Raw genomic sequence first — 16,336 nt, 5'->3', positions numbered from 1 at the left:
ATCGGCCGAATTTCGAGCATAACTTGCCCTTTCCGAAAGGGGATTGGGCACCCCTCGGCGTATGACAAGAGGTCACAGGGGCATTTCTCTGTGACAGGAGCAACAGGCACGGGCGCTTGGCGAACATATACGGAGGGGTAGGTTCTGGCCGTAACCATGAGCCCGGATCAAGGAACTCTGTGTGAGCGCTGCAAGTGGTACCGAAAGGCCCGCCGACGACCGCCGTGCCCTCATCTCTCTGATACGGCGTCTCAAATCACCGGAGGGACAGGCGGATCCCTACGGCCTGCTCGCCGAGGTGAGGGCCATGGGGGACGTCGTGCGGGCCCCCTGGGACGCGTACTTCGTCACGGGCTTCGACACATGCAGTGAGGTGCTCCGCGGCCGCAACTGGCTGGCACCGGACTTCGCCTGGCAGGAACGCCAGGACGACCCCGAGCGTTGGGGGGCGGTCGCCACTCAGGAGATGACCAAGACGCTCTCCCGCCTCAACGCTCCGGAGCACACCTGCCAGCGCCGCAGCCTCGGCAACCTCTTCGACCGCTCGACCATCCAGCGGCTGACCCCGGTCATCGAGGAGCACAGCGCCCGCCTGCTCGACGACCTGGCCGAGAAACTGCGCTGGGGCGAGGCCGACTTCGTCAGCACGGTCAGCGAGCAGCTGCCCATCAGCACCATCGGCTCCTGGCTGGGTGTCCCGGCCGCGGACCACCCCCACATCCTGGAGATCACCCACAACCAGGTGTACGCCCAGGAACTGCTCCCCACCAAGAGCGAACTCGCCACGTCCGCCGAGGCGACCGGGCACCTGCGCGCCTACTTCACCGAGATGGTGCGGCAGCGGCGCGCGAAGCCCGGCAACGACATCCTGACCGGCTGGATCCACCACTGGGACGCGCGGGAACCCGACCGCGAGACGGCCGACGAGATCCTCTACCGCCTCACCATGTTCGTCACCATCGCCTCGCTGGAGACCACCGCGACGCTGCTGTCGGCCATGGTGGGGCTGCTGCTCGGGGAGCCCGGCCGGTGGGCGTGGCTCAGGGAGAACCCCGGGCACATCGACGCGGCGGTCGACGAGGTGCTGCGGTACGACCCACCCATCCAGATCAACACCCGGGTCGCCGCCGAGGACACCGTCCTGGCCGGTGTCCCGATCGCGAAGGACAGCATGGTCCACGTCCTGTACGGCGCCGCCAACCACGACCCGCGGCGCACCGAGAACCCCGATGCCTTCGACATCGAGCGCCGCGGCACCCACCTCACCTTCGGCGGCGGGGTGCACTACTGCCTGGGGGCGGCCCTCGCCCGGCTGGAGGCCCGCACGCTCCTCATCCAGCTGCTGGAACGTTTCCCCACCCTGCGGGTCACGACACCACCCGTGTACGCGTCCCGTCTGGTCTTCCGGCGCGTGACCTCGATGGGCGTGTCGATATGAAGCTCTCGCTCTCGGAACGCCTGTCCGGGCACCGGCGGCCGAGCACGGTCCGCACCCTGCGCGAGGGCCCGGTCCTGCGTGTGGAACTCGACCGCCCCGAGTCGGGCAACGCCGTCAACGAGGAGATGCTGGACGACCTGCTCGCGATCCTGACCGCTCCGGACCCCGAGGTCCGGGTGCTGGTGCTCAGCGCGGCCGGGGACGACTTCTCCCTCGGCGGGGACCGCAACGAGTTCGCGGACTGGCTGGCGGAGGACCAGGAGGGCCGGGGCATCCGGATCGCGGGCGACAAGGCCCGCCGCGTCTGCGAACTGCTCTCGACCAGCCGGATCGTCACCATCGCCCGGGTCCAGGGCAAGGCGATCGGCGCGGGGATGGCCCTGGCGCTCGCCTGCGACCTGCGGGTCGGTGCCGAAACCGCCAGCTTCCGGCTGCCGGAACTGGCGCTCGGCCTGCCCACCGCCTGGGGCGGCATGCTGCCGCGGCTGATCCATGAACTGGGCGCCGCCCGGACCCGGGAGATCATCCTGACCGGACGGCCCATCGGCGCCGCCGAGGCGTACGAGCTGTCGGTCCTCCAGCGCGTCGTGCCCGAGGACGAACTCGACGCCGCCGTCACCGCGTGGGCCAAGCCCGTCGCGCGCCGCCCGGAGTCCGCGGTACGGATCACGAAGGCCCTGCTCAACTCGTACATGGCCGCGAACCGGATGGCCGATCCCGCGGTCCTGGACTCCGAGCTCATGGCCGCGGTCGCCGCCGCGAGCAGGCGGGCCCGGGACGCCGGGGAGAGCGCGACGGGCGCGGCGCCGGTGCGCTGAGCCCCCGTGCGACGTCGGTACGGCGGTGACGGCCGTACAGCGTGTGCACGGCAGTGACCGGCCGTACAGCGTCCGTACGACGTCCGCGTGACGCTGTACAGCGTGCGTACGGCGTCCGGGCGGCGCCCGCACGACGTCCGTAGCGTGTCCGTCGGGCGTCCGGCGCGTCCGTACCGCGCCGCATTGTGACGTGAGTCACCTACGAGTCACTGGAACCTCCCCGCGGCGCCGGACAGCCAGGGGAGGTGAGCACACACATGCGTACCCGGATAAGGGCCGGGGACCCGAGCGCGTTCGCCGAGCTGTTCGACGACTATGCCCGCTCCGTGTACAACCATGCCTTCCGGCTGACCGCCGACTGGGCCGCCGCCGAGGACGTGATGGCCACGACCTTCATGGAGGCCTGGCGGCTGCGCGACCGGGTCGACCCCGAGGGCGGCACGTTGCGGCTGTGGCTGCTCGGCATCGCCACCAACACCGCGCGCAACCAGACCCGCGGCAACCGCCGCTACCGGCGGGCCGCCACCGCCGCGGCCCGGGCCGAGATGTCGGTCCCCGACCACGCGGAGGAGGTCGCCGGACGGGTCGACGACCGGCGGCGCCTGGCCGCCGCCCTCACCGCGCTGGCCGCGCTGCGCCGGCCGGAGCGCGAGGTCCTCACCCTGTGCCTGTGGGAGGGCCTGGAGTACACGGCCGCCGCCGAGGTGCTGGGAATCCCGGTCGGCACGGTCCGTTCGCGTCTCTCCCGGGCCCGCGCCAGGCTGCGCCGGCTCACCGACGCCGAACTCACCGCGGCCGCGCCCCCGGCCTCTTCGGGCCGGACTCCTTCGGGCCGGGCTTCGACGCCGGTCGCGTCCGCCGCAACGCATCGGGAACCCGTTGCGGGTCCCGGACAGGTAAGAGGCGACCGCCGAACCGCGGTCCGGCCCGCACAGGAAGGAATCCGATGAACACCGACCGGTGCCGGCAGAATCCGGCCGAGTGGGAAGAGAGCGCCCAGTTGCTCCCGCTGCCGGAACGTGATCTGCCGACGGGTCGTCACCAGTTCCACAAGGAGGCTCTGATGGCCCTGATCCAACAGGACGAACAGCACAACGAGCGGCGAGCCGGTACGGACTCCGGCCGGCCCGCGGCGCGCCGCTTCACGGGGCGGCGCCGCCTGATCGCCCTGCCGGTGCTCGCCTGCGCCCTGGCCGGGGCGGTCCTCGTCGGCAACTCCCTGTCCGGCGGCGACGGGAGCGGGGTCGGGGTCGGGGTCAGGGTCGGGGACTTCGCAGACGGCCCGGTCCTGACCACTTCGGTCGGCAAGGCGACCACCGAGGGCGTGCCCCAGCTGCTCGACCGGATCTCGCTGGCGGCGGCCGAGTCCTCAGGGCCCGACACCGGGAAGGGCCGGTACGTCTACATCGAGTCGCGCACGGCCCAGAGCTACGAGAAGGTCGTCGACGGCGGGTCCAGCCTGGCCAGCGACAAGCTGCACCGACGCCAGACATGGCAGTCCTTCGACGGCACCAAGGGCTGGCTGATCGACCCGACCGTCAACGACAGCCCCGAGGGCGAGACCCTGAGTCTCCCCGACGAGCAGGGCAACACCCCGGTGGCGAACCTCAACGCGCCGTCGTACGACTACCTGGCCGCACTGACCACCGACCCGGACGAACTGCTGAAGAAGATCTACAAGGAGACCAAGGGGAAGGGCAACTCCCCCGACCAGGAGGCCTTCACCACCATCGGCGACCTGCTGGGCGAGAGCTACCCGCCCGCCGCGCTGTACTCCGCCCTGTTCAAGGCCGCCGCGAAGATCCCCGGTGTGGTGGTCGTGGACGACGCGGTGGACGCGGCGGGCCGGCACGGCGTGGCGGTGGCGCGGCTGGACGAGACGAGCGGCGAGCGCATGGAGTGGATCTTCGACCGCAAGACCCATGAGTTCCTGGGCGAGCGCAGCGTCCAGGTGCGGGGCGACAGCGGCGTCATCAAGCGCGGCACGGTGATCTTCACCAGCGCCATCATGAAGCGGGCCGTCGTCGACGACATCAAGCAGGTCCCGGCCGACGGCAACTGAGTCCGACCACAACACCTCGGTCGGGCCGCGGCCGACGCCGGCCGCGGCCCGACCGACCCCGTCCGCAGGACGTCCGGTGGCGAGGACGTCCCGCGGCGGACATCCTGCGGCAGCCGTCGGACGGGAGTCGTCGAGCGGCAGCCGTCGGACGGCAGCGATCGAGTGGCAGGCGTCAAGCCGCGCAGAACTCGTTGCCCTCCGGGTCCCGCATGAGCCACCAGCGCCCGGCGGGCCCCTTGTCGACCTCCTGGACACGGGTCGCTCCCAGGCCCTCCAGCCGGGCCACCAGGGCGTCGAGGCCGCCGGGTTCGCCGTGGACGTCGATGTGCAGACGGTTCTTGCCGGACTTGCCCTCGGGCACGTCCTGGAAGAGCAGCCGTCGGCCGCGCCCCACCCCGCTGGTCGCGTCGAACGGGTCCTCGGGATGGCGGATCGCGGCGTAGCCGCGGAAGGTCCTGCGCCCGCCGTGCTCGACGATCGCGTTCTCCTCGATCCGGCCCGCGGCCAGCAGTCGCTCGATCAGAGCGCTGGGATCCTCCACCTCGTACTCCAGGGCCGCGGCCCAGAAGTCCGCGAGAGCCGACGCGTTCGCGCTGTCGATGACCAGCTTCCAACCCAATGCCATGTAACCGATTTTATTGGTTACGCCATGCCTCCACAACTGGATTCGAACCGGACTCGAAACCGGTTCGAACCGGACTCGAACCGGAATCGAGCCGGTTTCACGGGCGCCCACCGTTCCGCCTCGTCATCCTGTGCGCCCGTCGGCCGTCCTGCGCGAGGGGGAGGACGGACATGCCGCGTACTGCGGCGACAGTACGCAGGAGTCCATGCAGGTGAACGACGACGATGACGCCCCCGTTCACGAAGGATCGAGGTACCCCTCCGGCCCCGCCGTGCGCCCGACGCGCGGGTCGTCGCGGACGTGGCGGGCGGCCCACAGGTCAAGGCCGCCCTCAACCCGTTCGACATGGCCGGGGCCGTCAGCGAGGACGGCCGCACCGCGTACTCGACCATCACGTACGACGTGCAGAGCGTCGACCTCACCGACGCCACCACCAAGGCGCTGGAGGACGCCGCGGAGGACGGGCGCAAGGCCGGGCTGACCGTCGAGCTCGGCGGCTCGGCCCTCCTGCCGGACTCCGAGGCCGGCGGCGCGACGGAGCTCGCCGGCGTCGTCGTCGCCGCGGTCGTCCTGCTCGTCACGTTCGGCTCGCTCGCGGCGGCGGGGCTGCCGCTGCTCACCGCGATCGTGGGCGTGGGCGCGGGCGTGGCCTCGATCATCGCCGCCGGGATGTCGACCACGACCACCACGCTCGCCATGATGCTGGGGCTCGCGGTCGCGGCCCACCTCCAGTACCAAGCGCCGCGCCTACGACGCGCTGGCCGACGGCTTCGGCCCCGGCTTCAACGGGCCGCTCACCGTCGTCGTCGACGCCAAGGGGGCCGACGACCCGAAGGCCGCGGCGGCGCACGCTGCGAAGAAGCTCGCCGCCACCGACGGCATCGTGGCCACGACGCCCCCCGCCTTCAACAAGGCGGGCGACACCGCGGTCATCACCGCCGTGCCCGCCACCGGGCCGAGCTCCGAGAAGACCACGGACGTCGTCCACACCATCCGCGACAAGGCGCACGGCCTGGAGGCCGACACCGGCGCGAAGATGCTCGTCACCGGTACGACGGCGGTGAACATCGACATCTCGCAGAAGCTCTCCGACGCGCTGGCGCCCTACCTCACGCTCGTCGTCGGTCTGGCCTTCCTGCTCCTGATGATCGTCTTCCGTTCACTGCTGGTCCCGCTCAAGGCGGCGCTCGGCTTCCTGCTGTCGGTGGCGGCGGCCTTCGGTGTGATCGTCGCGGTCTTCCAGTGGGGCCGGCTCGCCGACATCCTCGGCGTCGAGCAGACCGGGCCCATCATGAGCATCACGCCGATCTTCCTGATCGGTGTGGTCTTCGGCCTGGCCATGGACTACGAGGTCTTCCTGATGACCCGGATGCGCGAGGCGTACGTCCACGGCGAGCGGCCCGGCCAGGCGATCGTCACCGGGTTCCGGCACAGCGCCCGGGTCGTCGTGGCCGCGGCGGCCATCATGATCGCGGTGTTCGCCGGGTTCATCGGGATGAGCGAGGCGATGATCAAAATGATGGGCCTGGGCCTCGCCTCGGCCGTCTTCTTCGACGCGTTCGTCGTCCGCATGACGATCGTCCCGGCCGTTCTGGCCCTGCTCGGCGACCGGGCATGGCGGCTGCCCCGGTGGCTGGAGAGGGTCGTGCCCCGGGTGGACGTGGAGGGCGAGCGGCTGAGCCGGAGCGGTCCTGCGGCCGCGCACGCCGAAGCGAGGGCGGCGGGGACGCGGCAGACAGGAGCGGAGCCGACGGGCACCGAGAAGGACGCCGAGCACGGTCCCGTGCGCGTATGAGACCTCCCCGCACAGGGGCCGGCTCCCCGTGCGGGACCTCGTACGCCCTCGGGGCAAGACACGCCCACGGGGCGAGAGGCACGTCCTCGGGGCGAGAGGCACGTCCTCGGAATGGGACGAGGCGCGGGGAAGTCCGGAGGCCGTCCGTCGTACGTCACGACAGACGACTCCGGACATCTTGCGCACAACGGGCGGTCATGTCAGCGACCATGGTGGGACCGAGAAGGAAAGAAGAGCGCATGTTCACCGACTGGCGGCTGTGGGCCCGGCGCCACCCCCGGGCTGTCGACGCGGCGGTGGCCGCGCTGCTGTGGGCCTTCGCGGTCTTCTCCAGCACCGTGACCGACGCCCGGATCGTCCGCGGCCCGGCGCCCTCCTTCGCCCTGGCGGCCGCCGTGCCCTCCGCCATCCTGCTACTGGGACAGCGCACCTACCCGCGCACCATGGTCGTGGTGACGACGCTGTGCGGCAGCGCCCTGGGCCTGATGGGCAACGACATGGGCTTCGACCCCTCGCCGAGCCTCACCGGCGCGGCCCTGGTGGCCCTGTACCAGCTGGCCCTGCTCACGGACCTCCGTACGACCTCGGTGTACACGCTCGGGGCGGTCGCCACCTTCGCCGCCGTCTCGGCCCTCTGGGGCGACGGCGCACTGCTGCGGCCCGACCGGATCGGCATCCTCTCCTGCGTCTTCCTGGCGGGTGCGGTCGGCGAGTCGGTGCGCAGCCGCCGCGACTACGTGGCCGCCGTGGAGGCGCGGGCCGAACTCGCGGAACGCACCCGCGAGGAGGAGGCGCGCCACCGGGTGAGCGAGGAACGGACCCGGATCGCCCGCGAGCTGCACGACATCGTCGCGCACCACATCGCCCTCGCCCATGCCCAGGCGTCCACCGCCTCGTACCTGCTGCGCAACCGGCCGGAGCAGGCCCGGCAGATGATGGACCAGCTCGCCGGGACCACCTCCTCCGCACTGCGCGAGCTGAAGGCGACCGTGGGGCTGCTGCGCAGCGAGGACGACCCCGAGACACCGCTTGAGCCCTCCCCCGGACTCGCCCAGCTACCGGAGCTGATCGCCTCGTTCGAGCAGACGGGTCTCACCGTCCAGGTGACGGTGGAGGGCACGGTGCGGCCTTTGTCGCCGGGCGCGGACCTCACCGCGTACCGGATCGTGCAGGAGGCGCTGACCAACGTCACCAAGCACGCGGGGTCCGCGACGGCCTCGGTCCGGCTGGGCTACTCGCGCCGGTTGCTCACGCTCACCGTCACCGACGACGGGCACGAGCCGCAGGCTTCGGGCACGCACGGGTACGGCCTCATCGGCATGCGTGAACGGGCCATGTCCGTCGGCGGCCGGCTGTCCGCCGGGCACCGGGCGGCCGGCGGTTTCGAAGTGACCACGGAGCTCCCCCTGGAGTCGCAGACCGAACCGGAGAAGGACGCGGAGACGGCGACGGACGCGGCTGCGGCCACGAAGGCGACCTCGGGGGCGTCCGTGGCCACGGGGGCGACCGCCGGGGCAGAGGTGGCCGCGGAGGCCGGGACGAAAGCGGACACGGCGGCGGGAAGGGCGGCGGGGGCGGGGACGGCGCGGCCCGAACCTCTCCGGAACGATGGCGGCACGGACGGGACGAGAGGGCGGCACGGTGACGATCCAGATACTGCTGGCCGATGACCAGGCACTGCTCGCCGGGACCTTTCGACTGCTGATCGAGGCGAACGACGACATGGAGGTCGTCGGCGTCGCGGCGGACGGCCGCGAGGCGGTGGAGCAGGCCCGCGCCACGCGGCCGGACGTCGTCGTGATGGACATCCGCATGCCGGGACTCGACGGCGTGGCGGCGACGGAGCTGATCTGCCGCGACGAGACGCTGCGCGGAACCCGCGTCCTCATCCTCACCACGTTCGAGATCGACGAGTACGTGACCCGGGCCCTGCGCGCGGGCGCCAGCGGGTTCCTCGGCAAGGACGTCGCCCCCGGGGAACTCCTGGGCGCCATCCGCACGGTGGCCACGGGGGACACCCTGCTGTCACCCACCGCGACCAAGGCCCTGATCGGCCGATACCTGGCCCTGCCCGAGGGCAGGGTCGCCGCGCCCGACGTGCTGGGCGTCCTGACCGCACGCGAGCGCGAGGTCATGGCGCAGGTGGCCGAGGGCCTGTCGAACGACGAGATCGCCGAGCGGATGCACGTCAGCCCGCTGACCGTGTGCACCCATGTCGGGCGTGCGATGACGAAGCTGGGGGCCCGGCACCGGGCCCAACTCGTCGCGATGGCCTATCAGTCGGGGCTGGTGCGGGTGGACCCGCCGCGGCCCGGCGACGGCTTCCGGAACGCGGGGCGCTGAACACGGCCCGAAAGGCACGGCCCGACGGGCGAGGGCCGACGGACCACGCTCGGCGGACCTCCGTTCCGCGGGCCGGTCCACTCACCGGCCGATGTGGATCTTACGACCGTTCACGGCCGGTACGGGCGTCTCCGGCGCGCGGCCCCGCGGCCCGATCGCTAGCGTGGGACTGCGGACGAACGCGTCGATAACGGGACAGACACGCAGAGAGCGGATGAACCCACAGAGGGCGAAGGAGCCGGAGTCATGGCTGTACGAGCGGAGGGCACACCGTGCTGGGCCGACGCGATGTTCCCCGACCTGGAGGCGGCGAAGAGCTTCTACGGTGACGTGCTGGGCTGGACGTTCGGTGAGTCCGCGGAGGAGTACGGCAACTACACGCAGGCGTACGCCGACGGCAGGGCGGTCGCCGCCGTCGTGCCCCCGATGCCCGGCCAGGAGGGCCCGGCGGCCTGGTGCCTGTACCTCGCCTCGCCGGACGCCGCCGCCACCGCCGCGAAGATCCGTGACAACGGCGGAGAGACGCTGATGGATCCGATGCAGGTCGGCGAGTTCGGCACGATGCTGCTGGCCCGCGACCCCGCAGGTGTCGTCTTCGGCGTGTGGCAGGCGGGCTCCCACGAGGGCTTCGAGGCCCATGGGGTGCCCGGCACGTTCTGCTGGGCCGAGGTCTTCACCCGGGAGCCCGGGAAGTCCGACGCCTTCTTCTCCGCAGTCTTCCCGTACTCCATGGTGAAGATGGAGGACGAGCACGTCGACTTCAGGCTGTACAACATCGGCGACGAGACGGTCATGGGACGGATGCGGATGGGCGACGACTTCCCGCCCGAGGTGCCGTCGCACGTGAACGTGTACTTCACCGTCGCGGACTGCGATGCGGCCGTGGCGAAGGCGACCGAGCGCGGCGCGGTCCTCCGGTTCGGCCCGATGAGCATGCCGTTCGGCCGCTTCGCCGCACTGACGGACCCGCAGGGTGCGGCGTTCTCCGTGATCGACGTCCACACGACCGAAGGCGAGATGCCCAAGATGTCACCAGTGTCCTGACCTGCCCCGACGGCCCGGTCCCGGCTCCCCCGATGGTTCCGCCCGAGCGGCGGGTCCGCGGCGGGTCCGTCGCGGGTACGCCGCGGGTCCGAGTTGCGGGCCCGTCGCGCATGGGGTTGTTTCGAAAGGGGAGGCGGGCGCGTGCCCGCGTGGTCCCCGGCCGCCCGGCCGGGTTCCCGGCTCCCCCGGTCGGTTCCCGGGCTCCCCGGTTGGGGGTGACACACCGTGCTGTTCGTCGACCGCGCGGACGCGGGACAGCAGCTGGCCGAGGCGCTCCGCCATCTGGAGCGCGAGGACCCCGTCGTCCTGGGGCTGCCGCGCGGCGGGGTCCCGGTTGCCTTCGAGGTGGCACAGACGCTCGGCGGCCCGCTCGATGTGATCGTGGTCCGCAAACTCGGCGTGCCCCATCACGAGGAGGTGGCGTTCGGCGCCATCGGCGAGGGCGGGACACGGGTTCTCAACGAGGAGGTGGTCAGTCGTCTGCGGTCCGGGAAGCAGGATCTCGCCGCGGTCGAACGGGTCGAGGCGGCGGAGCTGGTACGCCGCGCACAGGCGTACCGCGCGGGCAGGCCGCGGATACCGGTCGAGGGCCGGACCGTGATCGTCGTCGACGACGGTGTCGCGACCGGCGCCACGGCCGAGGCGGCCTGCCGGGTGATACGGGCCCAGCATCCGGCCCGTGTGGTGGCGGCGTTTCCGGTGGCGCCCCCGGACGCGGTGGCCCGGCTGCGGGAGTGCGCGGACGAGGTGGTGTGCCTGTCCGTGCCACCCCTGTTCTACGCCGTCGGGGAGTGGTACCGGGACTTCTCGCAGACCTCCGACGACGAGGTCGTCGCCCTGCTGGCGCGCGCCCGGTACGGCGGACATGTGACGCCGGGCAGCGACGGCGAAGGCTGACGCGCACGTACCGGCGCGGCGGTACTCCGGGAGGTCGGCCGGCCGGCGGACGTCGGCGGACGTCGTTGCAGATCACGGCGATCGAGCCGCCACCTTCCGGTCCGGCAGCGGCTGGACCGGCAGCGGCTGGACCGGCTCGGCGGGCAGGACCGGCTTCACGGAGCGCCTGCCGGAAGCGGTCGATGTCCCGTACCCCGTTGGCCGTCGTGAAGCTCCGCAGCAACGCTCCGCCGTTGCGGGCGCACGCCTCGGCGATCCGCCGCGACCGTGCCACGTTCTCGTCGAGAGAACCGTCAGCGGCCGGCCAGGAACGCAGGGCCGTCGTCCCCCGGTCCGCCGCCGGGAGTTCACAGCCCGCCTTCGCGCTCCCGCCGACGCCACGCGGGTCACTGTCCACGCGCACCCCCGGAGCCATGCTGCCCGCACGCGCCCGTGAAGACGCGCCGGCGCTGCCGGCGTGCGCCGGGCGGGGCCGAACCCCCCGGCCGAATTCAGCGGCCGTTCTTGCCGAACAGGAGCTTCCACGGCGCGAGGGCGGATTCGATCTGCACCCCCAGTCCGAGTTTCGACTGACCCGCGACCCGTTCCTCGAATCGGATCGGCACCTCGACGATCTTCAAACGGTGCCGGACCGTACGGTGGTTCATCTCCACCTGGAAGGAATAGCCGTTGCTGCGCACCGAGGACACGTCGATCGCCTTCAGGGTCGACGCACGCCATGCCTTGAAACCCGCGGTGGCGTCCTTCACCCGCAACCGCAGGATCGCGTTGACGTAGAAATTCGCCCACGCGGAGAGCGCCTTGCGATGCCAGGGCCACTCGGTGGCGAGCGAACCGCCCGCCACATAACGGGAACCGATCACCACGGCGGCGCCCTCGGCGAAGAGCGTCTCGATCATCGCGGGGAGCCGCGACGCGGGATGGGACAGATCCGCGTCCATCTGGACCACGACGTCCGCGCCCCCGTCGAGCGCACGCGTCATCCCCGCGACGTAGGCGCGGCCCAGCCCGTCCTTCTCCTTGCGGTGCAGCACCTCGACCACTCCGGCGGGGTCCGCCGCCAGTTCGTCCGCGACCGCGCCGGTGCCGTCCGGCGAATTGTCGTCCACCACGAGAATGCGCAGACCGGGCAGTTCCAGACCGGTCAGGAGATCCACGAGGACAGGCAGGTTGTCCCGCTCGTTGTAGGTGGGCACCACCACCACGATCTTCGGTGAGTCCTTCGTCCCGGCGCTGTCCTCGTGTCCCATTTCCCGCTTCCCCGCGTCCCTTTCCCGTTTCCCCGCGTCCTGCGCTGCGTGTTCCGCATGTCCTGCGTCGCGTGTTCCGCATGTCCTGCGTCGCGCGTAAATCCGCGCCCCGCGTCGCACGTTCCCGTGATCCTCCCCGGGGCTTTTCCCGGCCCCCTTCTCGGATTCTCCTCGGAGTCTCCTCGAACTCTTCGCGCGTTCTCCGGGTGCTTCCCCGCGCGGGATCGCGCGAGCCTAGCATCCGGGGATTCCTCGGGCCGGTCGCGGAAAACTCCCGGCATTCGTCGCGCTTTTCCTCCGGACATCTGCCGGTGTCGCGGGTGCGCACACGACGGAAGGGGGCGCTGCGCCCGCGCTGCGCCGTGGCGTTCGGTGCCCGTCGGCGTCCCCCGCCCTCGCGATGCGAGGCGACGGCGGGGGAACGCCGTTGAGGCGGAGCCGAAACCGGCGTCGGGCGATTCAACCCGTGTCACGCCGACCGCGGTCCGTCAGCCATCGACCCTAAGCACCCGCGCCCGCACCCCTCGGGCACCACGCCCGACAGCCGCACCGCACTCCACTCCAACGGCAGGCGGCCGGGCCGTCGCGGGCACGGCGCGCGGCCGGCCTCCGGGCGGCGGTCCGCTCCGTACAATCCGCGTACGGAACCAGGGCGCGGCCCACGCGAGGACCACGGCGTGGCCGTGCGACCGTGTGACCGCCCGGCCGACGGACCTGCGCGCACGACGCACCCGATGCGCCCGGCAGCCCCGCCGCGACCGGTACCCCCGAGAGCGAGAGGTCCCCCGTGGCCGTAGACGACACCACACCGCAGCCCCACGACACCGCTCGGCCGCCGCAGGAAACGGCTCCACGCCCCCGCCCCGTCACCGTCGTCACGGGTGGCAGCCGCGGCATCGGCGCCGCGACCTGCGTCCGCCTGGCGTCCGACGGGCACGACCTCGTGCTCGGCTACGTGCGCGACGCCGACGCCGCAGAACGGACCGCCGACGCGGTCCGGGCCGCGGGGGCGCGCTGCATCACGGTGCGCGTGGACACCTCCGTGGAATCCGATGTGGAACGGCTCTTCGACCTCGCGGCCGCACGGCTCGGCCCGGTCACCGGCCTGGTGAACAACGCCGGTGTGACGGGCCCGCTGGGGCGGCTCGTCGACACCTCGACGGACACTCTGCGCCGGGTCCTGGATGTCAATCTCCTCGGCGTCCTGCTGTGCTGCCGACGCGCCGCGAAGGACATGGTCACCGCCGGGGCGGGCGCGATCGTCAACGTCTCCTCGGCCGCCGCCACCCTCGGCAGCCCCGGCGACTTCGTCCACTACGCGGCCACGAAGGCGGCGGCGGACGCGCTGACGGTGGGGCTGTCCAAGGAACTGGGGCCGGACGGCATCCGCGTCAACGCCGTCGCCCCAGGAATGATCGACACCGAGATGCACGCCGAGGCGGGCGACCCGGACCGGGCGCACACCGCAGCGGCCGGGATCCCGCTCGGCCGGCCGGGTACGGCGCCGGAGATCGCGTCCGCCATCGCCTGGCTGCTGTCGGGCGAGGCGTCCTACGTGACCGGAGCGGTGCTGCGGGTCGCGGGCGGGCGGTAGCGCCGCGGGCCGGGGAGAGCCCTCCCGACGGCCGCCGACCACGGCCCGACGGCCCAGGACCACCGCCCACCCGACGACCGGGGTTCCTGCCGACGACCGCCTCACCCGGACGGGCGGTGGCGGAAGAACCACCGTTGAACCGATCACCTCCGGGGTACAGGTGCCCCGTGCCGAACTTCGAGATCACCACCGCGAGCGCCGACGACCTCGCCATGCTGGCCGACTGGGCCCACGCGGAGAGCTGGAACCCCGGACTGGCCGACCACCACGCCTTCTACGCCACCGACCCGCGCGGCTTCCTGATCGGCCGGCTCGACGGCGATCCGGTCTCCAGCGTCTCCGTGGTCCGCTACGGCTCCGGCTTCGGGTTCCTCGGCTTCTACCTCACCCGTCCCGAACTGCGGGGCCAGGGCTACGGGATCCGGACCTGGCGGGCCGGCATGTCCCGGCTCCAGGGGCGCAACGTGGGGCTGGACGGTGTGGTGGCCCAGCAGGACAACTACCGTACATCCGGGTTCCGTTCCGTCTGGGCCAACATGCGCTACGAGGGCCGTCCGGCCGATGTGCCGTCCGCGCCTCCCGGCACCGCACTCGTCGATGCCCGCGGTATCCCGTTCGATCAACTGGCCGCCTACGACCGGCGTTTCTTCCCCGCCGAGCGCGACAGCTTCCTCGCATCCTGGATCGCCGGACCGGCCCACGCCTCGCTCGCCGCCGTCCGTGACGGGAAGTTGCGGGGCCTCGCCGTGCTGCGCCCCTGCCGCGCGGCGTCCCGGATCGGCCCGGTGTACGCGGAGTCGCCCGAGGTGGCCGGTGCCCTGATCGGCGCACTCGCGGCCGGTGATCCGGCCACCCCGGTGGCGATCGACGTGCCCGACGTCAACCCGGCCGCCGTCCGGCTCGCCCAACGGCTGGGCCTCACCCCGTCGTTCGAGACGGCCCGGATGTACACCGGCCCGTCACCGGACATCGACCACCCCGGGCTGTACGGCATCACCAGCCTGGAACTGGGCTGAGGCACCATGTCGACGGCTTGCGCGCTCGGCCGACGCCGGGCCCGTTGCAGGGCACACCGTTGAGCCCACGCCGTATCAGCCCGAGTCGGAGAGCCCACGCCGCAGGGCCCCGCCTCGTAGAGCCCCGGCGCCTCGGTTTGCCGCAGCCGGGACCCCGAGCCGGCGCACGCCCGGGGGTCCCGGAACCCCCGGCGCCCGGCTCAGGTGAGCGGGTGCGACGTCCGGCCGGACGCCTCGTCGATCTCGTCGTGCGCCTTCGTCAGCATCTTCATCGCCAGTTCGTTGAGTGCTCTGGCTCCCGCGATCTCCTCGCCGACCCTCGGCTGTTCCTTGTCGGAGGGGTGACGGCTCGCGTACCCGTGGGCGCGTACCTCGACCCCGTCCGGCAGCCTCACCAGAGCGGCGGCGCGGGTGCGGTGACTGTCCTCCTCGAATTCCAGATCCACATGCCACCCGACAACTGTGCGCATCATCTCGATCACCTCCCTACCAGAGTGCGCCCGTTCCGCCGCCCCTGCACCACGGCACACCCCCCGCGAACGGGCATGACTCCCGTGCCCCGGTCCGCCGCGTTCCCGTCACGGTCGTGCCCCGGCACGATCACGTTCCTCCATGCCCCGGCTCCGGGCCCGGAAGGCGACGGTCTAACAGTTCCCGATGAACGTGCCGGGGCCGGACCCGCCGGGCGCGGACCCGTCGGGAGCGAGCCGGTCCAGGTCCAGGTTGCCGTGCGTCGCCGGGGCGGCCGGTGGGAGCCGGAGCGCCGTCGCGATCTCCTCGGGGAGCGGGCCGAGGCCCAGCAGGCCGGTGACGATCCGGGTCGTCAGCGTGTGCCAGGCCCCGGCACGGCGCAGCATCGCGTGATCGCTGTTCCGGATCTCGACCAGGCAGGAGCGGGCCCCGGCGCGGCGGGCACGAGCGGTGAAGGACCTGGATTCCCCGGGGCTGGTGACGCGGTCACGGGTGCTGTGGAGGAGGACGACGTCACGGTCGGCGAGCTGGGCGACCGGATCGTCCGCCGGACACCAGGGGGCCAGGCCCACCACGCCGCGTACCAGCGGATGGCCGGCGGCCCGGAGGGCGGCGCGGGCGCCCATCGAGTGCCCGACCAGGACCACCGGGAGTTCGCCCGCCTCACGCCGCAGGGTGTCCAGGGCGCGCAGCGCGTCGTGGAGCGGGTCCTCCCGGGAGCCGTTCCAGCCCTGGTGGGCGTAGCGGGCAGTGCGCACCAGGACGTCCCCGGCGCCGCCGCTGTCGATGGCTCCGTCGTCGCGGGCCGTCGCCCGGCCGACGGCCCGCGCGAACGGCCGCATCCGGACGGCGGGCAGGTTCAGGAGGCCGGGCGGGGGCGGTCCCAGGCCCGTCTCACGGCCGCCGTGCAACAGGATCACGGCAGCGGCCGGCGGTCGACTGCCGGTCATACGCACCTCCCTTCGTGCCTGCGCACGTATGCC

The 16,336-nt window shown here is 72.2% G+C and carries 13 protein-coding genes and 2 pseudogenes; 11 read left to right on the top strand and 4 right to left on the bottom strand.

The annotated features are described in order from the left end of the window. Nucleotides 1-307 precede the first annotated feature (307 nt). The 4 genes from ACFYXM_RS07260 to ACFYXM_RS07245 all read left to right on the top strand — a co-directional run bounded on the left by ACFYXM_RS07260 (nucleotide 308) and on the right by ACFYXM_RS07245 (nucleotide 4,318). Nucleotides 308-1,438 (top strand): cytochrome P450, encoded by a 1,131-nt coding sequence (locus ACFYXM_RS07260; RefSeq protein ID WP_389287726.1) that lies wholly within the window; start codon nucleotides 308-310, stop codon nucleotides 1,436-1,438. Then, nucleotides 1,435-2,256 (top strand): enoyl-CoA hydratase/isomerase family protein, encoded by an 822-nt coding sequence (locus ACFYXM_RS07255; protein WP_389287663.1) that lies wholly within the window; start codon nucleotides 1,435-1,437, stop codon nucleotides 2,254-2,256. The genes ACFYXM_RS07260 and ACFYXM_RS07255 overlap by 4 nt, the downstream gene beginning before the upstream one ends. A 257-nt stretch (nucleotides 2,257-2,513) precedes the next feature. Continuing rightward, the gene (locus ACFYXM_RS07250) at nucleotides 2,514-3,206 is read left to right on the top strand and encodes an RNA polymerase sigma factor (protein WP_389287661.1); all 693 of its coding nucleotides are present in this window, start codon (nucleotides 2,514-2,516) and stop codon (nucleotides 3,204-3,206) included. Further along, nucleotides 3,203-4,318: a CU044_5270 family protein gene (locus ACFYXM_RS07245; RefSeq protein WP_389287659.1), complete on the top strand. Its 1,116-nt coding sequence runs from the start codon at nucleotides 3,203-3,205 to the stop codon at nucleotides 4,316-4,318. Before ACFYXM_RS07250 ends, ACFYXM_RS07245 begins: the two co-directional genes overlap by 4 nt. A gap of 172 nt (nucleotides 4,319-4,490) precedes the next feature. Here the strand turns inward: ACFYXM_RS07245 and ACFYXM_RS07240 are convergent, their stop codons facing one another. Next, entirely contained in the window at nucleotides 4,491-4,943 is a 453-nt protein-coding gene (locus tag ACFYXM_RS07240) for a VOC family protein (protein ID WP_389287657.1), read from the bottom strand. A 285-nt stretch (nucleotides 4,944-5,228) separates the two neighbouring features. On the opposite strand from ACFYXM_RS07240, the pseudogene ACFYXM_RS07235 reads away from it, so the two are divergent. The 5 genes and pseudogenes from ACFYXM_RS07235 to ACFYXM_RS07215 all read left to right on the top strand — a co-directional run. Then, nucleotides 5,229-6,738 (top strand): annotated as a pseudogene (locus ACFYXM_RS07235) (MMPL family transporter); the annotation flags it as partial. A gap of 239 nt (nucleotides 6,739-6,977) precedes the next feature. Continuing rightward, nucleotides 6,978-8,408, top strand: coding sequence for a sensor histidine kinase (locus ACFYXM_RS07230; protein WP_389287655.1), 1,431 nt, complete (start codon nucleotides 6,978-6,980; stop codon nucleotides 8,406-8,408). Further along, entirely contained in the window at nucleotides 8,380-9,081 is a 702-nt protein-coding gene (locus ACFYXM_RS07225) for a response regulator (RefSeq protein WP_389287653.1), read from the top strand. The genes ACFYXM_RS07230 and ACFYXM_RS07225 overlap by 29 nt, the downstream gene beginning before the upstream one ends. Nucleotides 9,082-9,327: 246 nt before the next feature. Beyond that, a complete protein-coding gene (locus ACFYXM_RS07220) occupies nucleotides 9,328-10,125 on the top strand; it encodes a VOC family protein (RefSeq protein WP_389287651.1) in 798 nt (265 codons plus the stop codon). Between the two features lie 225 nt (nucleotides 10,126-10,350). Continuing rightward, nucleotides 10,351-10,977 (top strand): annotated as a pseudogene (locus ACFYXM_RS07215) (phosphoribosyltransferase); the annotation flags it as partial. Nucleotides 10,978-11,513: 536 nt separating this feature from the next. Here ACFYXM_RS07215 and ACFYXM_RS07210 read toward each other — a convergent pair. After that, a complete protein-coding gene (locus tag ACFYXM_RS07210) occupies nucleotides 11,514-12,272 on the bottom strand; it encodes a polyprenol monophosphomannose synthase (protein WP_389287649.1) in 759 nt (252 codons plus the stop codon). Nucleotides 12,273-13,059: 787 nt separating this feature from the next. Here ACFYXM_RS07210 and ACFYXM_RS07205 point away from each other — a divergent pair. Both ACFYXM_RS07205 and ACFYXM_RS07200 read left to right on the top strand, forming a co-directional pair. Next, nucleotides 13,060-13,866 carry an SDR family oxidoreductase gene (locus ACFYXM_RS07205; RefSeq protein WP_389287647.1) on the top strand — a complete coding sequence of 269 codons (807 nt, stop codon included), beginning with the start codon at nucleotides 13,060-13,062 and terminating at the stop codon, nucleotides 13,864-13,866. Nucleotides 13,867-14,033: 167 nt separating this feature from the next. After that, nucleotides 14,034-14,882, top strand: coding sequence for a GNAT family N-acetyltransferase (locus ACFYXM_RS07200; RefSeq protein ID WP_389287645.1), 849 nt, complete (start codon nucleotides 14,034-14,036; stop codon nucleotides 14,880-14,882). 200 nt (nucleotides 14,883-15,082) lie between these two features. Here ACFYXM_RS07200 and ACFYXM_RS07195 read toward each other — a convergent pair whose 3' ends face one another. Both ACFYXM_RS07195 and ACFYXM_RS07190 read right to left on the bottom strand, forming a co-directional pair. Next, nucleotides 15,083-15,355, bottom strand: a complete 273-nt coding sequence (locus ACFYXM_RS07195) for a DUF1876 domain-containing protein (RefSeq protein ID WP_389287644.1) — start codon at nucleotides 15,353-15,355, stop codon at nucleotides 15,083-15,085. 171 nt (nucleotides 15,356-15,526) lie between these two features. After that, complete coding sequence (locus ACFYXM_RS07190; RefSeq protein ID WP_389287642.1) at nucleotides 15,527-16,303, bottom strand: serine aminopeptidase domain-containing protein; 777 nt, start codon at nucleotides 16,301-16,303, stop codon at nucleotides 15,527-15,529. Nucleotides 16,304-16,336 lie beyond the last annotated feature (33 nt).

This window comes from Streptomyces sp. NPDC002476 (assembly GCF_042889785.1).
GTDB lineage: Bacteria > Actinomycetota > Actinomycetes > Streptomycetales > Streptomycetaceae > Streptomyces.
Note: the sequence above shows the minus strand (reverse complement) of the source record. Positions and strands in the feature narration are given on the sequence as shown.